Below are 14,777 nucleotides of genomic sequence, written 5' to 3'. Positions count from 1 at the left end.
CGGGCTTAAAGCACATCATCATTGTTGGTGTGTTTTTTATAAATATCTGCATAACTGAAGCTAGCGGCAGGGTTCTTTGGCGAGGCTGAATCGCTAGCGTGTGCTGGCATATCTGTCCGCGCAGGTTGTGCAGAACTTTCATCTTCCATGAGTTTGCGTGGATTAAAGCTATCCAAAAACTCTTCATCGTCGTCGAAAAGCGCTTTGCTAATCACACCGCGTGGTCCCATGCGCCGCACTGAAGCCAGTTGGCTAATGGGACGTTTAAGCTCCTCAAGCTCCTCAAACTCACCGTTTAATTCTGCTTTTGCATTTCTAATTGCTTTCCGAGCAGCAAAAACTGCTGCGCGCACGTCTTCTACTACCCGAGGCATACGCTCTGGACCGACGATAATAATGCCGATGATGACAATGGCGAAAATTTCCGGCCAACCGATTGAAGAAAACACAGTTTTACTTTAGCCTTTCGACGCCCCATTGTCTTTTTCTTGTGATCGCTTTTCATAATGCGAACGATGGGCATTATGAATGTTGATAATCGTTTTTGATACCTGATCAATTTTTGCAATGAAATTTTGAGAGTATGACGACTTAGTTTCCTCGGAAGGCTCATGCGGTATTTGTTGAGCAATCTGGCATAACCGAGTAATCAGCTCAGAAGGAGCACACATATTCTCGTTATTAGCCAAGCGCAAACGCTCAGATGCTTTTTGCTGCCGTTTGATTTCTTCACGACATTCATCGCAATGCACAAGATGTATCCGGGCGCGATGTGCAGCACTAGGTGTGAGTTCACCATCAACGAAAGCAGCGACAGCCTCGGGATTGAGGTGGTCAACTGAGGCAAAAACGCGAGTGTTGCGTTGATAGCTTTGGCTCATACGACGTACTTGCGCTATTCCTGTTTTAATGGCTTGGCGATCAAAACGAATCCAGTGGGTAACGGTAGCTTCTTCTGATGATTTAGTATGTTCATCTTTTGAGGGCTGGTTTTGGTCTTGAGGGTTATGCTCGGTATCCATCTGACCGCCCTTCTCTTATTGTCTGCTTGGGATAGAAGTTACCTGTCCAATAGAGAAAACGCTTAAGTACAAAATTGAGTTCCCACAAAAAGAAAGCGCCAGGTCATATGGAAATATATGAACCTAGCGTTGGGAATATGTACCTAGTGTTGTATTGGGATGAGCATTTTTGCTTCTGCGTCAGATTCTGCTGCCGCTTCTAGGCTTGCGCGAAGTTGCGAGCGCCCTCGGTGAATGCGAGAACGTACCGTACCCATTTTCACGCCTAAGGTGTCAGCTATCTCGTCATAGCTCATTCCAACAACATCGCATAAAACGACTGCAACGCGAAAATCTGGGCTTAGTGCGTCGAGAGCTTTTTGGAGTGCCGGATCAAGGTGTGCTACCGAATATGCTTGTTCGGGAGTCATATCAGTTCCAGGTACTCGCTCATAATCTTCAGGTAGTGCTTCCATCCGAATTTTGCTGCGATGACGCACCATATCCAAGAATAGGTTGGTGGTGATACGGTGTAGCCACCCCTCAAATGTTCCTGGTTGGTAATTTTTTAGGGAACGGAAAACACGCATAAATGTTTCTTGGGTGAGGTCTTCTGCGTCATGCTGATTACCAGACAATCTATAGGCAAGGCGATAGACGCTATCGGCGTGTTCAGATACAAGTTCACCCCAAGAGGGCATTGCCCCAATACCAGCATCGAAAGCAGCAGTTCCTTGTAGATCATTGCTTTGTTGATCAGGAGTAGTTGCTGCATTCTTAGCTACTGAAGATGTCATGGCACTATTGTGCCTGACTTTGTTCAAGAAAACCAGCCAAGAACCTGGGAAAAGCCTGGCAATAGAAAAAGTTGTCATTTTGTTATAGAAAATGCAGTTCTCCCCTTATTCCCAATTGTCACTTTAGTATCTTTCAGTATTTTCTCAATCATTAGATAACAACTTAAACATGAAGTTCAGTACAGTTTTCCAATATATTTTCACCACAGGCGCGTTAGAAAACACTCGGTACACAAGCGGCATAGAATAATACACGTGAGCAATACTTCAGCATCTCTCAATGACTATATCGAGCACGTTACTGTCTTATCTGAGGCATTGAGTGCTGCACAAGAAGCAGCACATGAATTTGGGCTTATCACTCCTGACGCCGCAACTGGAAAATTACTCAGCACCCTTGCAACTGCAAGCAATGCACAAGCAGCCATTGCGGTAAGTCCTGCAGCAAGTGTCGTGGGATTGTATCTCCTTGAAGGACTCAACGACCATGCGGTACTTAGCTGCATTGATCCTGAACCAGAACACCAAAAACAAGCAAAGACGGCTTTTACTCAGGCTGGATACCCAGCTAGCCGAATACGATTTTTGCCTTCTCGCCCACTCGATGTCATGTCTCGTCTTGCCACCGCATCCTACGACATCATCTATGCAGATATTTCTGCGCTAGAATTCACTGCTTTTATCAAGGCAGGCCTTCCCCTCCTTGCACCAGGCGGCACCCTTATTTTGGCAGATTGCCTCCTCGACGGCACTATCAGCGATGTGTCGCGCAAGGATCGTGAAACTATCAGTGCACGTGAGGCAGAAGAATATATTGCGTCTTTAGACAATGTTCTCGTTACACGCCTACCTCTTGGTTCCGGTATGACTCTTATTAGCAAAAAACGCTAAGCATTGCTTTTATAGATTTTACGAATAGCGTGGGGTTATCTCCACAGTTCTTTGTTGGTTACACAACAGTGTTTTTCCCAACCACAACAACCCCACCAGCGCTAATAGAGAATTTCTGACTATCACGTTCCCGGTCGACGCCAATGAGAGTGCCATCGGTAACAACTACGTTTTTGTCAAGAATAGCGTGGCGTACAACAGCGCCCTTGCCAATGCGTACCCCTGGCATCAGCACTGAACCTTCTACAGTAGCTCCCTCTTCTATCATGACGTCGGTGGATAAGACGGAATTACGCACTGTTGCCGCAGAAATAATAGATCCTTGAGCCACCATGGACGATTGCGCAATACCCCCCTGAACAAACTTTGCTGGCGGTAACTCACCTAAATCAGTGGAGCGAATAGGCCATTTTTGGTTATATAAGTTGAAAATCGGGTGCACAGAAATAAGATCCATATGCGCTTCATAAAAAGCGTCGATTGTTCCTACATCACGCCAATAAGCACGATCACGGTCAGTAGAACCTGGAACGACATTATTATTGAAATCATAAACATGAGCTTTCCCGCGTGCGACGAAATATGGGATAATATCGCCTCCCATATCATGCGCAGAATCTGGATTTTCTTCGTCTTCTTTCAGAGCACGAATAAGCTCTTGTGTACTGAACACATAATTTCCCATCGACGCATAGGACATATTCGGATCATCTGGTGTCCCTGGAGGCTCCGCCGGTTTTTCTAGGAACTCTGTAATAAGCCCATTCTCATCAGCTTGTATGCAGCCAAACGCACTAGCTTCTGCCCGAGGAACCCTAATACCAGCCACCGATACTGCTGCACCTGAATCAATATGTTCTGCAACCATTTGTGCAGGATCCATGCGATATACGTGATCGGCACCAAACACAATGACATAATCTGGGTTTTCATCGTAAATGAGATTCAACGACTGCAAAATCGCATCCGCTGAACCTTGATACCAACGCTTTCCTAAACGCTGCTGTGCTGGCACAGAAGCAATGTATTGATTACGCGTAGGACCGCTCACATTCCATGATTGCGAAATATGACGATCAAGAGAATGAGATTTGTACTGGGTCAGCACGCATATTTTCATATACCCAGCATTAACCAAATTTGATAATACAAAGTCAATTAGACGGTATGTGCCACCAAAAGGCACAGCAGGTTTTGCCCGGTCTTCGGTCAGTGGGAACAGCCGCTTTCCTTCACCGCCAGCGAGTACAATGGCCAGAACATTATGTTGGGTTCTCACAAAACCCAATGGTATATGCTGCCAGCAACTTTTTCTCGGCTTTTATTGTAATTGTTATCGTAATTGACAGATACTTCACTAAAACTAATTCAAGAAGATAATACATAACTCACTCAAAAGCACTACCCTGTGGAGTATGAGAGTAGCAATGCTAACCAAAGAGTATCCACCTGAGATCTACGGTGGCGCAGGTGTTCATGTTACCGAGCTAACCCGTTTCATGCGCAACATAGTGCCAGTCGATGTGCACTGCATGGGACAAGAACGCTCAGAACATGATGTCTATGTGCACAGCGTCGATCCTGCATTAGAAAATGCCAATCCCGCATTGCGCACTCTTTCGACCGGGTTACGTATGGCTCATGCAACACACAATGCAGATATTGTTCATTCGCATACCTGGTACTCCGGACTAGGCGGGCATTTAAGTGCACAACTGCACTCTATTCCGCATGTGGTTACTGCACATTCTCTTGAGCCAGACCGTCCGTGGAAAAAAGAACAATTAGGCGGTGGTTATAATATATCCTCCTGGTCAGAGCGCAATGCAATGGAATATGCTGATGCTATTATCGCCGTCTCTGCCAAGATGAAACAGACAATTTTACATGCCTATCCACGTATTGATGCTGATAAAGTCCATGTCATTCTCAATGGTATCGACACTCAGCTATGGCAACCGCGGCCGACTTTTGATCAAGCACAGCACTCAATTCTTCATTCACTAGGTGTTGATCCACAACGCCCTATTATTGCTTTTGTCGGACGCATTACCAGGCAAAAAGGCGTTGAGTATCTTATCAAAGCAGCGCACCTTTTCTCTCCTGATGCGCAATTGATCCTGTGTGCAGGTGCTCCGGATACTCCAGAAATCGCCAAGCACACAGCGCAATTGGTACACCAACTGCAAGCACAACGTACTGGGGTTATCTGGGTAGAAACAATGTTACCGCAAGCAGATATTCAAGAGATCCTCAGTGCCGCCGATGTCTTTGTCTGTCCATCAATTTATGAGCCACTAGGTATTGTCAATCTGGAAGCGATGGCCTGTGCAACAGCAGTTGTCGCTTCCGACGTTGGTGGTATTCCTGAGGTGGTAGCCGATGGAGTTACTGGCACACTTGTGCATTATGATCCAGCTGATACGAATAGTTTTGTCCAAGATCTAGCTCATGCGGTAAACGCACTCATCAGTGATGCTACGCGAGTAAAAAACTATGGTATCGCTGGTCGGCAACGAGCAATGAATGATTTTTCTTGGGAAGCAATCGCTGCACAAACTGTGGATCTATACCACAAACTTGTTTAAGCAATTTTCCTAAATCGCGTAATTTTTGCCCGTGCAGTGACTGACATAGTATCGGGCAATGTCGCAATGCGCTGTGCCAGAATGTCAGGATGGATATGCCGTGCCGAGGGACTCATGCCAATCTGTGCAGCAATCGAATCCTGATCAAGTTGCATCCGGAACTCCACTGATTCTGACTGTCCATGTGGTACCAGATGCCCAGCAGCTTGAGCAGTCATACGTTCAACTTTACCCTGTTCCACACCAATGATGCCTAGTGGTTCGCGTAATTCATCTAGATGACCGCTATCTGCTGTCAGCACGACCACCTCGCCTTGAGGTTTAAGCACTCGCGCAAACTCGCTAGCATTTCGTGGGGCAAAAACAACCGCAATAACGTCGATAGACTCATCTCGGATGGGAAGTCTTGCCCACGCATCAGCTACAACAGCACCAACACGCGGATGACATTTTGCCAATAATTTTGCAGAAGGAACTGATACGTCCAAACCAATACCGCGCGAGCCATCAATGGAATCTAAAAGATGCGAAAGATAGTAGCCCGTACCTGCACCAACTTCTAATAATGCAGGTTCTGCATCATCAGGGATATGTGCATCGTTGATTGCTTCTATTGCTTTATGCGACACTGCTTCTACAAAAGGCGCATAATGACCACGAGAGAGAAAAGTCTCTCGATCTTGGATCATCTCAGTATTATCACCGGCATAGCGTAGTCCAGCACCACCTGCAAGAGTGACATAACCTTGACGTGCAATATCATAGCTATGACCAGAATCAGAAATGAGTCGAGAAGAATCATCTGCCAGTTCTAGAGGAGTCAAATCTATAGGATCAGCAAGTAGATCTATCACATGGGAAAGCACGACGACACATTCTCCTTGGCTAATAAGAGGCTAATACGGCTAGGGAATAACAACGCGAAGTCTATCACTGCGCAACATCGCTCAATAAGGTACTCAACTGGGTAGCTTCTTCCTTATTGAGCTCAATAACCAACCGCCCACCGCCATCAGTAGGAATACGCATAACGATTTTACGAGACTCAATCACTACTTCCATTGGGCCGTTACCTGTACGAGGCTTCATAGCTGCCACTTGTTTTACCGCTTCCTCAGTTGAAAATTACATTGATAATAAGACATAAGCATCATTATGAAAAATAAAAGATAATGGCTTGTGGCGCAGATACCAACTCTTCTTATCATACATTGCTAGAAAAAATACTGCGATCTATTAGAGAAAGCAAGAATACCTGTTAGTACCACCTAACTCGCTACTCAGTATGCGCGCTTACTTCCCTAGTCTTTCCAGCACCTTGCACTTGTTGTTCCAGATAATCAATACGAGCAAAAAGCGCCTCAACGAGATCATCAACTTGATCTTGTCGATAACCGCGCAACGCTAACTCAAGATGTACGGCATCGACGTCATGGGTAGCAACAGCATTGCGGTTGCCCTGCATAAGCTCAGCCCGAGGATGGAGCTCTCGAGCACTCTGCCGCTCGCCTGAACCAGAGAGTGTTCCCATAATCAGTGCAATGATAAGCGCAAAAAACGCGACGACAACAGTAAGCAACAACCACGATAACACTTATTTTCCCTCTCCTAGATTGGCTTGGCTGCTTATAGCATCAATTGGCATACGTTGGTTGATACCAAGCTCATTTACGATGCCCACACGATCCAAAATAGTTGCAATAACAATATCAGACATTGCACTCAATTCCGTTAAAGTGCGGTTACGATGATACTTATCAACCAGCTGTGCTTGGGCAATAGCAGTGATGCCATAGCGACGATATATATCGATAAGCAATCCTATTTCTACACCATAGCCCTCGACGAAAGCCAAAGAAAGCGCAGTGGAACGTCGAATAGCATATTCCCCTGCAAGAGGCTGGTTAATGGATGCAAGTTCGGGAAAAAACGCACGCAATAACGGCTTAGCAGATAACTGGGTAACTCTGCCACCTCCAGTTGGTTGTCCTTGGAAAGCACGTCGATAGTCTGCTTTAACTAAATGGATCTGTGGATTGCTAAAAGGGGCGGTTAACTTGGAGACAATCATCGGGTCGACAGTCTCTAGATCCGCATCAATAAACATAACTATCTCACCACGAGCAGCATATACGCCTCGCCATAACGATTCCCCTTTGCCAGTTCGCGGTGGAATATGAGGTATGATCTCACGCCAATTGAGCACACAAGCGCCAGTTGCTGCTGCTTCATGATACGTGTTGTCAGTTGAATCAGCGTCGATAACTAATAGTTCAACATCCGATTGTGCAAAAGAACTCGCAGCAATACTCTCTTGAACACAAACTATTACTTGAGCAATAGTTTTTTCTTCATTGAGCGCTGGAATAACAATACTCAACTTCATGCCAACCCCCGAGTAGTAGCACGCGGCGCAATTTTTCCCTGAATTGCTGCGGTCATAGCAATAGTATCAATTGTTTCTTGCACCTGATGAGCTCGAAAACACGCAACACCATGATGCGCTGCCCATGCAGTAGCAGCCAAAGTACCGGCAACACGCTCTTGAACTGGACGATTAAGGGTTTCTCCAACAAAGTCTTTATTAGACAATGCCATTAACACGGGAAAACCAGTAGCAACAATCTGATCAATATGACGCAATAAAGTCAAACCATGAAAAGTATTCTTACCAAAGTCATGCGTTGGATCAATGAGGATTTTTTCCTCAGGCACACCTCGGTTAATAGCGCATTCTGCTTGACGTGTTGTTTCTTCTATAACGCTGGCGACAATATCATCAAAATGCACCCGATACGGGCGTGTGCGCGGTATGACCCCACCAGTATGCGAGCACACATAACCTACTCTGTAATGCCCCGCCACCGCAGAAAGCTCTGGATCATGCCCTGCCCACGTGTCATTGACCAATGTTGCCCCAGCATTAATCGCACACTCAGCGACAGACGAGCGCCATGTATCGACAGAAATGGTTATCTGAGGAAAGCGTTGATGAATTGCACTGATAAGCGGAACCACACGGTCAATCTCTTCTGCCACACTCACTTCTTGCCCTGGTCCTGCTTTTACGCCACCAATATCAACAATACGAGCTCCGGCAGTGATCACAGCGTGCGCACGTTCGAGAGCGGCGTCGAAAGTCTGTGTTGCGCCTTTGTCATAGAAAGAATCTGGTGTGCGATTAATAATCGCCATCACTGAGGCAAGACCATCAGGATCAAGAAAAGCAGAAGAAACCATATTATGCCTGGTCTTCGTGCTCATCAAGCATGGTGCGATGTATGTTTACGATATGTGCTACAGCTTCCTCAGGACTATCAGTACAAAGAAAGAGATCCAAATCAGACTCGTTGATCATACCTTCTGCAACTAAGCGATCACGCAGCCAATCGAGCATTCCAGACCAAAACTCAGTACCAAGGAGCACAATGGGGTAATTAGTAACTTTTTTAGTCTGCACCATGCACAAGACTTCACAAAGCTCATCTAAGGTACCAAAACCACCTGGTAAGCACATAAAAGCCTGGGAATACTTGAGGAACATAGTTTTGCGTGCAAAGAAATAACGGAAATTGAGTCCTACATCAACATATTGGTTAAGTCCTTGCTCATGCGGTATTTCAATACCTAACCCAACAGAAAGCCCCCCTGCCTCATGCGCACCACGGTTACAGGCTTCCATAAGTCCTGGACCACCACCAGTAATCACAGCATAGTCCGCTTCGACGAGTTTCTTACCCAGCTCTTGTCCGAGCTGATAGTATTTGGTGCCTTCCGCCACGCGGGCAGAACCAAACACTGTTACTGCCGTCGGCAACTGCGCAAGGGAATCAAATCCAGTAACAAACTCGCTTTGGATTCTCAGCACACGCCACGGATCTGCATGTAACCAATCATGATCCGCACCTAATTCGAGAAGTCGCTGGTCATAAGTAGATTCATGTGGCTGTGATGATTGTCGAACAAGTAATGGTCCACGAAGCATACGCTTTTGTTCTTGGGGAATCTCTGTCATATCAGTCTTCTTTGTTCTATCGATTCTATCGCTCATAACTTCTTTATTTAATAGCGCACAGATACACGGCTATGCATCACAATGCGCAGTGCACAATCAATTTCTTTCTACTAGGTCAAAGTAAACAGAATATGAAGGCGCATTATTGCTCATACCTACATACCGCATATGCCCATGCACCTTATGCATCTCGTACGATACAGTTCCTAGCGACCACATAACTCAGGAGCTGCTAGGAAGTAAGATATGCGCTCAGTACAGTGGCCACCTCATCAATCATTGCCACCGGGCACTGCTCATCTTTCTTATGGCAAAAAGCTGGATCACCTGGCCCAAAATTGACTGCAGGAATTTTTAGTGCAGAAAAACGTGCCACATCAGTCCAACCGTATTTCGCACGGAAAACACCACCAGTTTGGTTAATGAGCTCTGCCACTACCGGCTGGTCAAGCCCAGGACGCGCACCAGGAACTGCATCATCAATCAGATATTCGACCCCTTGTGGCAGATCTAGCACACTGAGCATATGCTCTAGAGCTTCATCAACACTGCGGTGAGGCGCAAAACGAAAATTAACAAACATCCATGCATGGTCTGGAATAGTATTCGTAGCCACTCCTGATTCCATGTGCACAATGTTAAGCCCCTCATGATAGAGACAACCATCTACTTCTATTTCTTGATCACGTGTCTGCTGATAGTGAGCGATATTACTAATCACTGGTGCCAACACGTGCATTGCATTTGTGCCCAGCCACGAACGTGCAGAATGGGCGCGCTCACCATGAGCAATCACTTTCAGCCGGATCGATCCCTGACAACCAGCCTCAATAACAGAACCGGTCGGTTCTCCCAAGAGTGCAACATCTGCCTCCAACCATTGCGGATGAGCAGCTTCGATGTGCCCTAACCCATTGAACTCACTGGATACTTCCTCACCTTCATAACATACTAAGGTGAGGTCTTTTGTCAGAGTATCGCTATGGGCAAGCTTGGCAAAAGTGTGCAGATACACTGCTAATCCAGACTTCATATCCACACTGCCGCAACCAAAAATAACTTCGCGCCCTTGCTTATCGACGCCAAGAGTAGAAGGTACATTATCCGCAATGGGCACAGTATCAATATGTCCGGCTAAGAGAACACGCTTACTCAAGCCGCGTTGTGTTCTTGCCACAATCGTATTGTCATGCCGATCAACCCGTATGTCATTGATTGACCGCAATGCAGCTTCAATAAGATCAGCAATGTTTTTCTCATGATGCGATGGGCTTTCCACATCCACAAGTTGACGAGTCAAATCAATAGGTGATGAATAAAGATCAAGTGCAGCATTAGAAGAAGTAGACACGTCTATCTAGTGTAGCGGTTTTGAGCACCACTTTAGGCACTACCAGGAATGTTAATGCAGAGTTGCTCGCTTTTACTCACAGTATTTTATAAACATAATGCAGATAAACTACGTAAAAATAGTTTTTTTACCGTATATCGGTTTATTCTCAATAGGTATGAGTAAAAATAACGAAGTGCATGCTGGTAACGCACAGCCAATAAGCACCACACTGACTAATGCCAAAGATAGTTCTGAACTTGGCGCAGGTCTTAAGACTCGTCACCTCACCATGATGGGACTTGGTTCTGCAATCGGTTCTGGATTATTCCTAGGTGCAGGTGTAGGAATTAAAGCAGCAGGTCCGGCAATTCTCATTGCTTATATCCTCGCTGGCATTATCGTGGTATTCGTCATGCAAATGCTTGGTGAACTCACCGCAGCACGTCCTGTATCTGGCTCGTTTTCCGTCTATGCTGAACAGGCCTTTGGACGTTGGGCTGGTTTCTCTGTTGGTTGGCTGTACTGGTTCATGCTCATCATGGTTATCGGTGCAGAAATGACTGGCGCTTCGGCAATTATGTCCACATGGTTCGGATGCGACCCGTGGATACCTGCGCTGGTGTGCGTCGTCTTTTTCACCATAATCAACTTGGCGCGCGTCGGAGGCTTTGGTGAATTTGAGTTCTGGTTTGCTTTTATTAAGGTAGCTGTTCTTATTTTCTTCCTTGTTATTGGTACGCTACTGATTTTTGGGTTACTACCAGGACATGAATTCATTGGTACAAAAAATTTCCTCAGCGCTGGTTTTATGCCGCATGGCATAGCAGGTATTGCTACCGGACTTTTAGCTGTAGCCTTTGCTTTTGGCGGCATTGAGATTATTGCTATTGCTGCTGCAGAATCAGAAAAGCCTAAGGAATCCATTGCCGTTGCTGTACGTTCTATTATCTGGCGCATTTCCTTGTTCTATATGGGTTCCGTGCTCATTATCACTTTCTTGATGCCGTATTCCAGCATCCAAAGCTCCGGTTCGGCAGCGCAATCTCCTTTTGCAGATATTTTGCGTCTTGCCAAAATTCCCGGTGCCGCAGGTGTGATGGAAGTAGTCATTGTTCTTGCTCTGCTATCTGCATTTAATGCCCAGATTTATGCAACCTCACGGTTTGTATTCTCTCTCGCTCAACGCAATAATGCACCAGCATTTTTTGCCAAAACCAATAAAGAGAATGTGCCGACAAATGCGGTGCTCTTGTCGATTTTATTCGCCTTTTTGTCCGTCGGGCTGCAATACTGGAACCCAGAAGGACTATTAACTTTCCTCCTTAATGCAGTAGGCGGTTGTTTGCTTGTTTTATGGTTTTTCATTAGCGCAAGTTACTTAAAACTTCATCCTGAGCTGGAGCGCAATAATGAAATAACTACAGTTCGTATGTGGCTCTACCCTTGGTTATCGATATTCACGTTGGTGGCATTAAGTGCTTTGACATTACTGATGCTTAGCGACGAAGGCGCTCGCCAACAAGTTGTCGCAGTAGCTATTGTATTTGGGACTATTGTGCTGCTTTCACTCCTCAGCAGGAAAAATACATCTGCTAAAGAAGCCTAAAGAATATGTCTATCACGCCGCTTTGGCGTGGTTTTGGCTAAAGTGGTCACTATGACTTCTGCTTATGCACTTGGTATTGCAACTGTTACTCATGACGGCACTGTTTTGGATGCGTGGTATCCACAGCCAGAACTTAACGCATCCGAAGCTACTGCTCACGCAAACACCGAAACGCTCGAAGGCTCAGCCATTCCAGAGCATTTTCGCGAGCTTGTCGGGAAAGATTCCGATCGGTTAGTTACTCGCGTCGCCATTGCTACAACTATTGCCGATCTTGACGCGGCACCTACTGATGCGTACGACGCATACCTACGCCTCCATTTACTATCCCACCGTCTCGTTCGTCCACATGGACAAAACCTTGACGGTATTTTCGGACTACTCGCTAATGTAGTATGGACTAATTTTGGTCCATGCTCTCCGGTAGACTTTGAGCTTACCCGAGCGCGATTATCACGACGCGGCACAGTTACTGTTTATTCAGTAGATAAATTCCCTCGCATGGTTGATTATGTTGTTCCTTCAGGCGTGCGTATTGGTGATGCTGACCGCGTACGTCTTGGCGCTTATCTTGCAGAAGGCACCACTGTTATGCATGAAGGATTCGTCAACTTCAATGCTGGTACTTTGGGTAATTCTATGGTAGAGGGCAGAATTTCTGCTGGGGTCGTCGTCGGCGATGGCTCAGATGTTGGTGGTGGCGCCTCCATTATGGGCACACTTTCTGGTGGCGGAAAACAAGTTATTTCTCTTGGTCAACGCTGTTTATTGGGAGCAAACTCTGGATGTGGTATCCCGCTTGGTGATGACTGTGTCATAGAAGCTGGTACTTATGTTACTGCAGGTGCAAAAGTGGCTGTACGTGGTGCGGTAGCTCACGCTCTAGGCAGCGAAGATGGCGCATATGTCAAGGCGCTTGACTTGGCAGGTTCCAATAATGTGCTATTCCGCCGTAACTCTACTACTGGTGTGGTTGAAGCACTACCTTGGAAATCTCAAGCTGTTGAGCTTAATGCAGCTCTTCACGCAAATTAGTTTTGTATTTTCCTGATTATCAATGCCCTACCTCCGATAGGGCATTGATAAGTTGTTGCACCCTGTGCTCAATATCGTCAAGAATCATATTCATTCTGCGAATCCCCTCAATACCGTCTAAAGATGGTTCCACTGTGTTCCAGCGCTGAACCGGTATATGTGAGGGAACATCATAATGTGCTTCATTGCCTAAAAAGACCACCATATCTGCGTGGTCGAGGAGTTCTGCCCTGAGCGATTTTGGGTGTTCGCCTTCTGTTTCATATCCTCGTTGCCTAAGCACCTGCATTGAGAGTTCATTCAACGCTACGCCAGGTTTAACCCCTGCAGAAACCACCTCTATTTCAGGCGATAAAGTGCGCATAACGGCTGCTGCCATTTGAGATTTTCCAGCATTGCGCTGGCATACAAAGACAATTTTTGACATATTTTATTCCACCTCACTGCCCTGTGCTGCAGTAAACCGAGGTTGCAACCATAAGGCTACATACACTAACGCGACTAACACTGGCACTTCAATAAGCGGTCCCACCACTCCTGCCAATGCTTGACCACTGGCCACACCATATGTACCGATTGCTACGGCAATGGCTAGCTCAAAGTTATTGCCAGCTGCGGTGAAAGCAAGCGTCGTGGTTTTGGCATAACCAAGTTTGAGCAGCCACCCAATAAACATTCCTGCGCAAAAAGTGACAATAAAATAAATCAATAGTGGAATGGCAATGCGGGCAACGTCGAAAGGCCTATCTGTGATGCTACGGCCTTGTAGTGCAAACAAGATGACGATTGTGAACAGCAATCCGTAGAGAGCCCAGGGGCTAAGTCGAGGTAGAAAAATATGCTCGTACCAGTCTTTTCCTTTAGTTTTCTCCCCCATCACTCGTGTAATAAATCCTGCGATGAGCGGCACCCCAAGGAAGAATAATACGGAACTGGTCACTGACCAGAAAGAAAATTGCGCGCTTGTGGTTGGAAGTCCCAGCCATGATGGAAGAATCTGAAGATAAAACCACCCAAGTATTCCAAAAGCAATAACCTGAAAAAGAGAATTAATAAAAACAAGCACCGCTGCAGATTCACGATCACCACAGGCTAGATCATTCCAAATCATCACCATTGCAATGCATCGTGCTAACCCAACGATAATTAACCCGGTGCGATATTCGGGTAAATCGGCAAGGAAAATCCACCCGAGCGCAAACATAAAAGCTGGCGAAACGAACCAATTAAGAATAATGCTGGTGAGCATGAGTTTTTTATCAGCCAATACCTGATGAGCTTTGCCATAGCGAACTTTTGCCAGCACAGGGTACATCATCACTAAAAGTCCCACTGCAATGGGCAAAGAAACTTCGCCAATTTTTATTATCTCAAGCGCATGCGGTAGCCCAGGAATATAATGCCCTAAGAGCAGACCTGCGAGCATGGCTAGGCCAATCCAGAGGGGCAAAAAGCGATCTAATGTGGAAAGTTGCGCTGCTATTGGTTGTGTTTGTGATCGCAAAGACATA

The 14,777-nt window shown here is 46.1% G+C and carries 17 protein-coding genes; 4 read left to right on the top strand and 13 right to left on the bottom strand.

Annotated elements, in window-relative coordinates:
- Nucleotides 1–5: 5 nt before the first annotated feature.
- The 3 genes from tatB to sigE all read right to left on the bottom strand — a co-directional run bounded on the left by tatB (nucleotide 6) and on the right by sigE (nucleotide 1,798).
- A complete protein-coding gene (gene tatB, locus EML15_RS07420; protein ID WP_144274510.1) occupies nucleotides 6–449 on the bottom strand; it encodes a twin-arginine translocase subunit TatB in 444 nt (147 codons plus the stop codon).
- Between the two features lie 9 nt (nucleotides 450–458).
- The gene (locus EML15_RS07415) at nucleotides 459–1,022 is read right to left on the bottom strand and encodes a zf-HC2 domain-containing protein (RefSeq protein ID WP_246858196.1); all 564 of its coding nucleotides are present in this window, start codon (nucleotides 1,020–1,022) and stop codon (nucleotides 459–461) included.
- 143 nt (nucleotides 1,023–1,165) lie between these two features.
- Nucleotides 1,166–1,798 carry an RNA polymerase sigma factor SigE gene (gene sigE, locus EML15_RS07410; protein ID WP_144274968.1) on the bottom strand — a complete coding sequence of 211 codons (633 nt, stop codon included), beginning with the start codon at nucleotides 1,796–1,798 and terminating at the stop codon, nucleotides 1,166–1,168.
- Nucleotides 1,799–2,053: 255 nt separating this feature from the next.
- Between sigE and EML15_RS07405 the strand changes: the two genes are divergently transcribed.
- Nucleotides 2,054–2,689, top strand: a complete 636-nt coding sequence (locus tag EML15_RS07405; protein ID WP_144274508.1) for a class I SAM-dependent methyltransferase — start codon at nucleotides 2,054–2,056, stop codon at nucleotides 2,687–2,689.
- A 58-nt stretch (nucleotides 2,690–2,747) separates the two neighbouring features.
- On the opposite strand, the gene glgC is transcribed toward EML15_RS07405, so the two are convergent.
- Nucleotides 2,748–3,977, bottom strand: coding sequence for a glucose-1-phosphate adenylyltransferase (glgC, locus tag EML15_RS07400; protein WP_144274506.1), 1,230 nt, complete (start codon nucleotides 3,975–3,977; stop codon nucleotides 2,748–2,750).
- Between the two features lie 127 nt (nucleotides 3,978–4,104).
- Between glgC and glgA the strand changes: the two genes are divergently transcribed.
- Nucleotides 4,105–5,277, top strand: a complete 1,173-nt coding sequence (glgA, locus tag EML15_RS07395) for a glycogen synthase (RefSeq protein ID WP_144274504.1) — start codon at nucleotides 4,105–4,107, stop codon at nucleotides 5,275–5,277.
- Here the strand turns inward: glgA and EML15_RS07390 are convergent.
- From EML15_RS07390 to dapE, 7 genes are all read right to left on the bottom strand, one after another.
- Nucleotides 5,274–6,143, bottom strand: a complete 870-nt coding sequence (locus EML15_RS07390; protein ID WP_144274502.1) for a methyltransferase domain-containing protein — start codon at nucleotides 6,141–6,143, stop codon at nucleotides 5,274–5,276. The two genes, glgA and EML15_RS07390, sit on opposite strands and share 4 nt — an antisense overlap.
- 64 nt (nucleotides 6,144–6,207) lie before the next feature.
- A complete protein-coding gene (locus tag EML15_RS07385) occupies nucleotides 6,208–6,375 on the bottom strand; it encodes a DUF3117 domain-containing protein (protein WP_144274500.1) in 168 nt (55 codons plus the stop codon).
- A 178-nt stretch (nucleotides 6,376–6,553) separates the two neighbouring features.
- The gene (locus EML15_RS07380; RefSeq protein WP_144274498.1) at nucleotides 6,554–6,871 is read right to left on the bottom strand and encodes a hypothetical protein; all 318 of its coding nucleotides are present in this window, start codon (nucleotides 6,869–6,871) and stop codon (nucleotides 6,554–6,556) included.
- Complete coding sequence (locus EML15_RS07375; RefSeq protein ID WP_144274496.1) at nucleotides 6,872–7,663, bottom strand: glucosyl-3-phosphoglycerate synthase; 792 nt, start codon at nucleotides 7,661–7,663, stop codon at nucleotides 6,872–6,874.
- Nucleotides 7,660–8,517: a dihydropteroate synthase gene (folP, locus tag EML15_RS07370; protein WP_144274494.1), complete on the bottom strand. Its 858-nt coding sequence runs from the start codon at nucleotides 8,515–8,517 to the stop codon at nucleotides 7,660–7,662. Before folP ends, EML15_RS07375 begins: the two co-directional genes overlap by 4 nt.
- Before the next feature lies 1 nt (nucleotide 8,518).
- Nucleotides 8,519–9,328 (bottom strand): TIGR00730 family Rossman fold protein, encoded by an 810-nt coding sequence (locus tag EML15_RS07365; RefSeq protein WP_246858195.1) that lies wholly within the window; start codon nucleotides 9,326–9,328, stop codon nucleotides 8,519–8,521.
- Nucleotides 9,329–9,524: 196 nt separating this feature from the next.
- Nucleotides 9,525–10,643 carry a succinyl-diaminopimelate desuccinylase gene (gene dapE / locus EML15_RS07360; RefSeq protein WP_144274492.1) on the bottom strand — a complete coding sequence of 373 codons (1,119 nt, stop codon included), beginning with the start codon at nucleotides 10,641–10,643 and terminating at the stop codon, nucleotides 9,525–9,527.
- A 157-nt stretch (nucleotides 10,644–10,800) separates the two neighbouring features.
- Between dapE and EML15_RS07355 the strand changes: the two genes are divergently transcribed.
- Nucleotides 10,801–12,231 carry an amino acid permease gene (locus EML15_RS07355; RefSeq protein ID WP_144274490.1) on the top strand — a complete coding sequence of 477 codons (1,431 nt, stop codon included), beginning with the start codon at nucleotides 10,801–10,803 and terminating at the stop codon, nucleotides 12,229–12,231.
- 51 nt (nucleotides 12,232–12,282) lie between these two features.
- On the top strand, nucleotides 12,283–13,266 hold the full coding sequence (gene dapD / locus EML15_RS07350; RefSeq protein WP_144274488.1) for a 2,3,4,5-tetrahydropyridine-2,6-dicarboxylate N-succinyltransferase: 984 nt from the start codon (nucleotides 12,283–12,285) through the stop codon (nucleotides 13,264–13,266).
- Between the two features lie 19 nt (nucleotides 13,267–13,285).
- Here dapD and EML15_RS07345 read toward each other — a convergent pair whose 3' ends face one another.
- Together EML15_RS07345 and arsB are read right to left on the bottom strand one after the other, a co-directional pair.
- Entirely contained in the window at nucleotides 13,286–13,693 is a 408-nt protein-coding gene (locus tag EML15_RS07345) for a low molecular weight phosphatase family protein (RefSeq protein WP_144274486.1), read from the bottom strand.
- Between the two features lie 3 nt (nucleotides 13,694–13,696).
- Nucleotides 13,697–14,776, bottom strand: coding sequence for an ACR3 family arsenite efflux transporter (gene arsB, locus EML15_RS07340; protein WP_144274484.1), 1,080 nt, complete (start codon nucleotides 14,774–14,776; stop codon nucleotides 13,697–13,699).
- Nucleotide 14,777 lies beyond the last annotated feature (1 nt).

It is taken from the genome of Corynebacterium sp. sy017 (assembly GCF_017918135.1).
Lineage (GTDB): Bacteria > Actinomycetota > Actinomycetes > Mycobacteriales > Mycobacteriaceae > Corynebacterium.
This window is presented reverse-complemented; position numbering and strand designations above follow the sequence as displayed.

Bases quoted from the DNA above. Each gene is read 5' to 3' on its own strand.
- sigE (WP_144274968.1), bottom strand. From the start codon at position 1,798: ATGACATCTTCAGTAGCTAAGAATGCAGCAACTACTCCTGATCAACAA.
- arsB (WP_144274484.1), bottom strand. From the start codon at position 14,776: ATGTCTTTGCGATCACAAACACAACCAATAGCAGCGCAACTTTCCACA.
- EML15_RS07345 (WP_144274486.1), bottom strand. From the start codon at position 13,693: ATGTCAAAAATTGTCTTTGTATGCCAGCGCAATGCTGGAAAATCTCAA.
- folP (WP_144274494.1), bottom strand. From the start codon at position 8,517: ATGGTTTCTTCTGCTTTTCTTGATCCTGATGGTCTTGCCTCAGTGATG.
- dapD (WP_144274488.1), top strand. From the start codon at position 12,283: ATGACTTCTGCTTATGCACTTGGTATTGCAACTGTTACTCATGACGGC.
- glgA (WP_144274504.1), top strand. From the start codon at position 4,105: ATGAGAGTAGCAATGCTAACCAAAGAGTATCCACCTGAGATCTACGGT.
- EML15_RS07415 (WP_246858196.1), bottom strand. From the start codon at position 1,022: ATGGATACCGAGCATAACCCTCAAGACCAAAACCAGCCCTCAAAAGAT.
- EML15_RS07355 (WP_144274490.1), top strand. From the start codon at position 10,801: ATGAGTAAAAATAACGAAGTGCATGCTGGTAACGCACAGCCAATAAGC.
- EML15_RS07375 (WP_144274496.1), bottom strand. From the start codon at position 7,663: ATGAAGTTGAGTATTGTTATTCCAGCGCTCAATGAAGAAAAAACTATT.
- EML15_RS07365 (WP_246858195.1), bottom strand. From the start codon at position 9,328: ATGAGCGATAGAATCGATAGAACAAAGAAGACTGATATGACAGAGATT.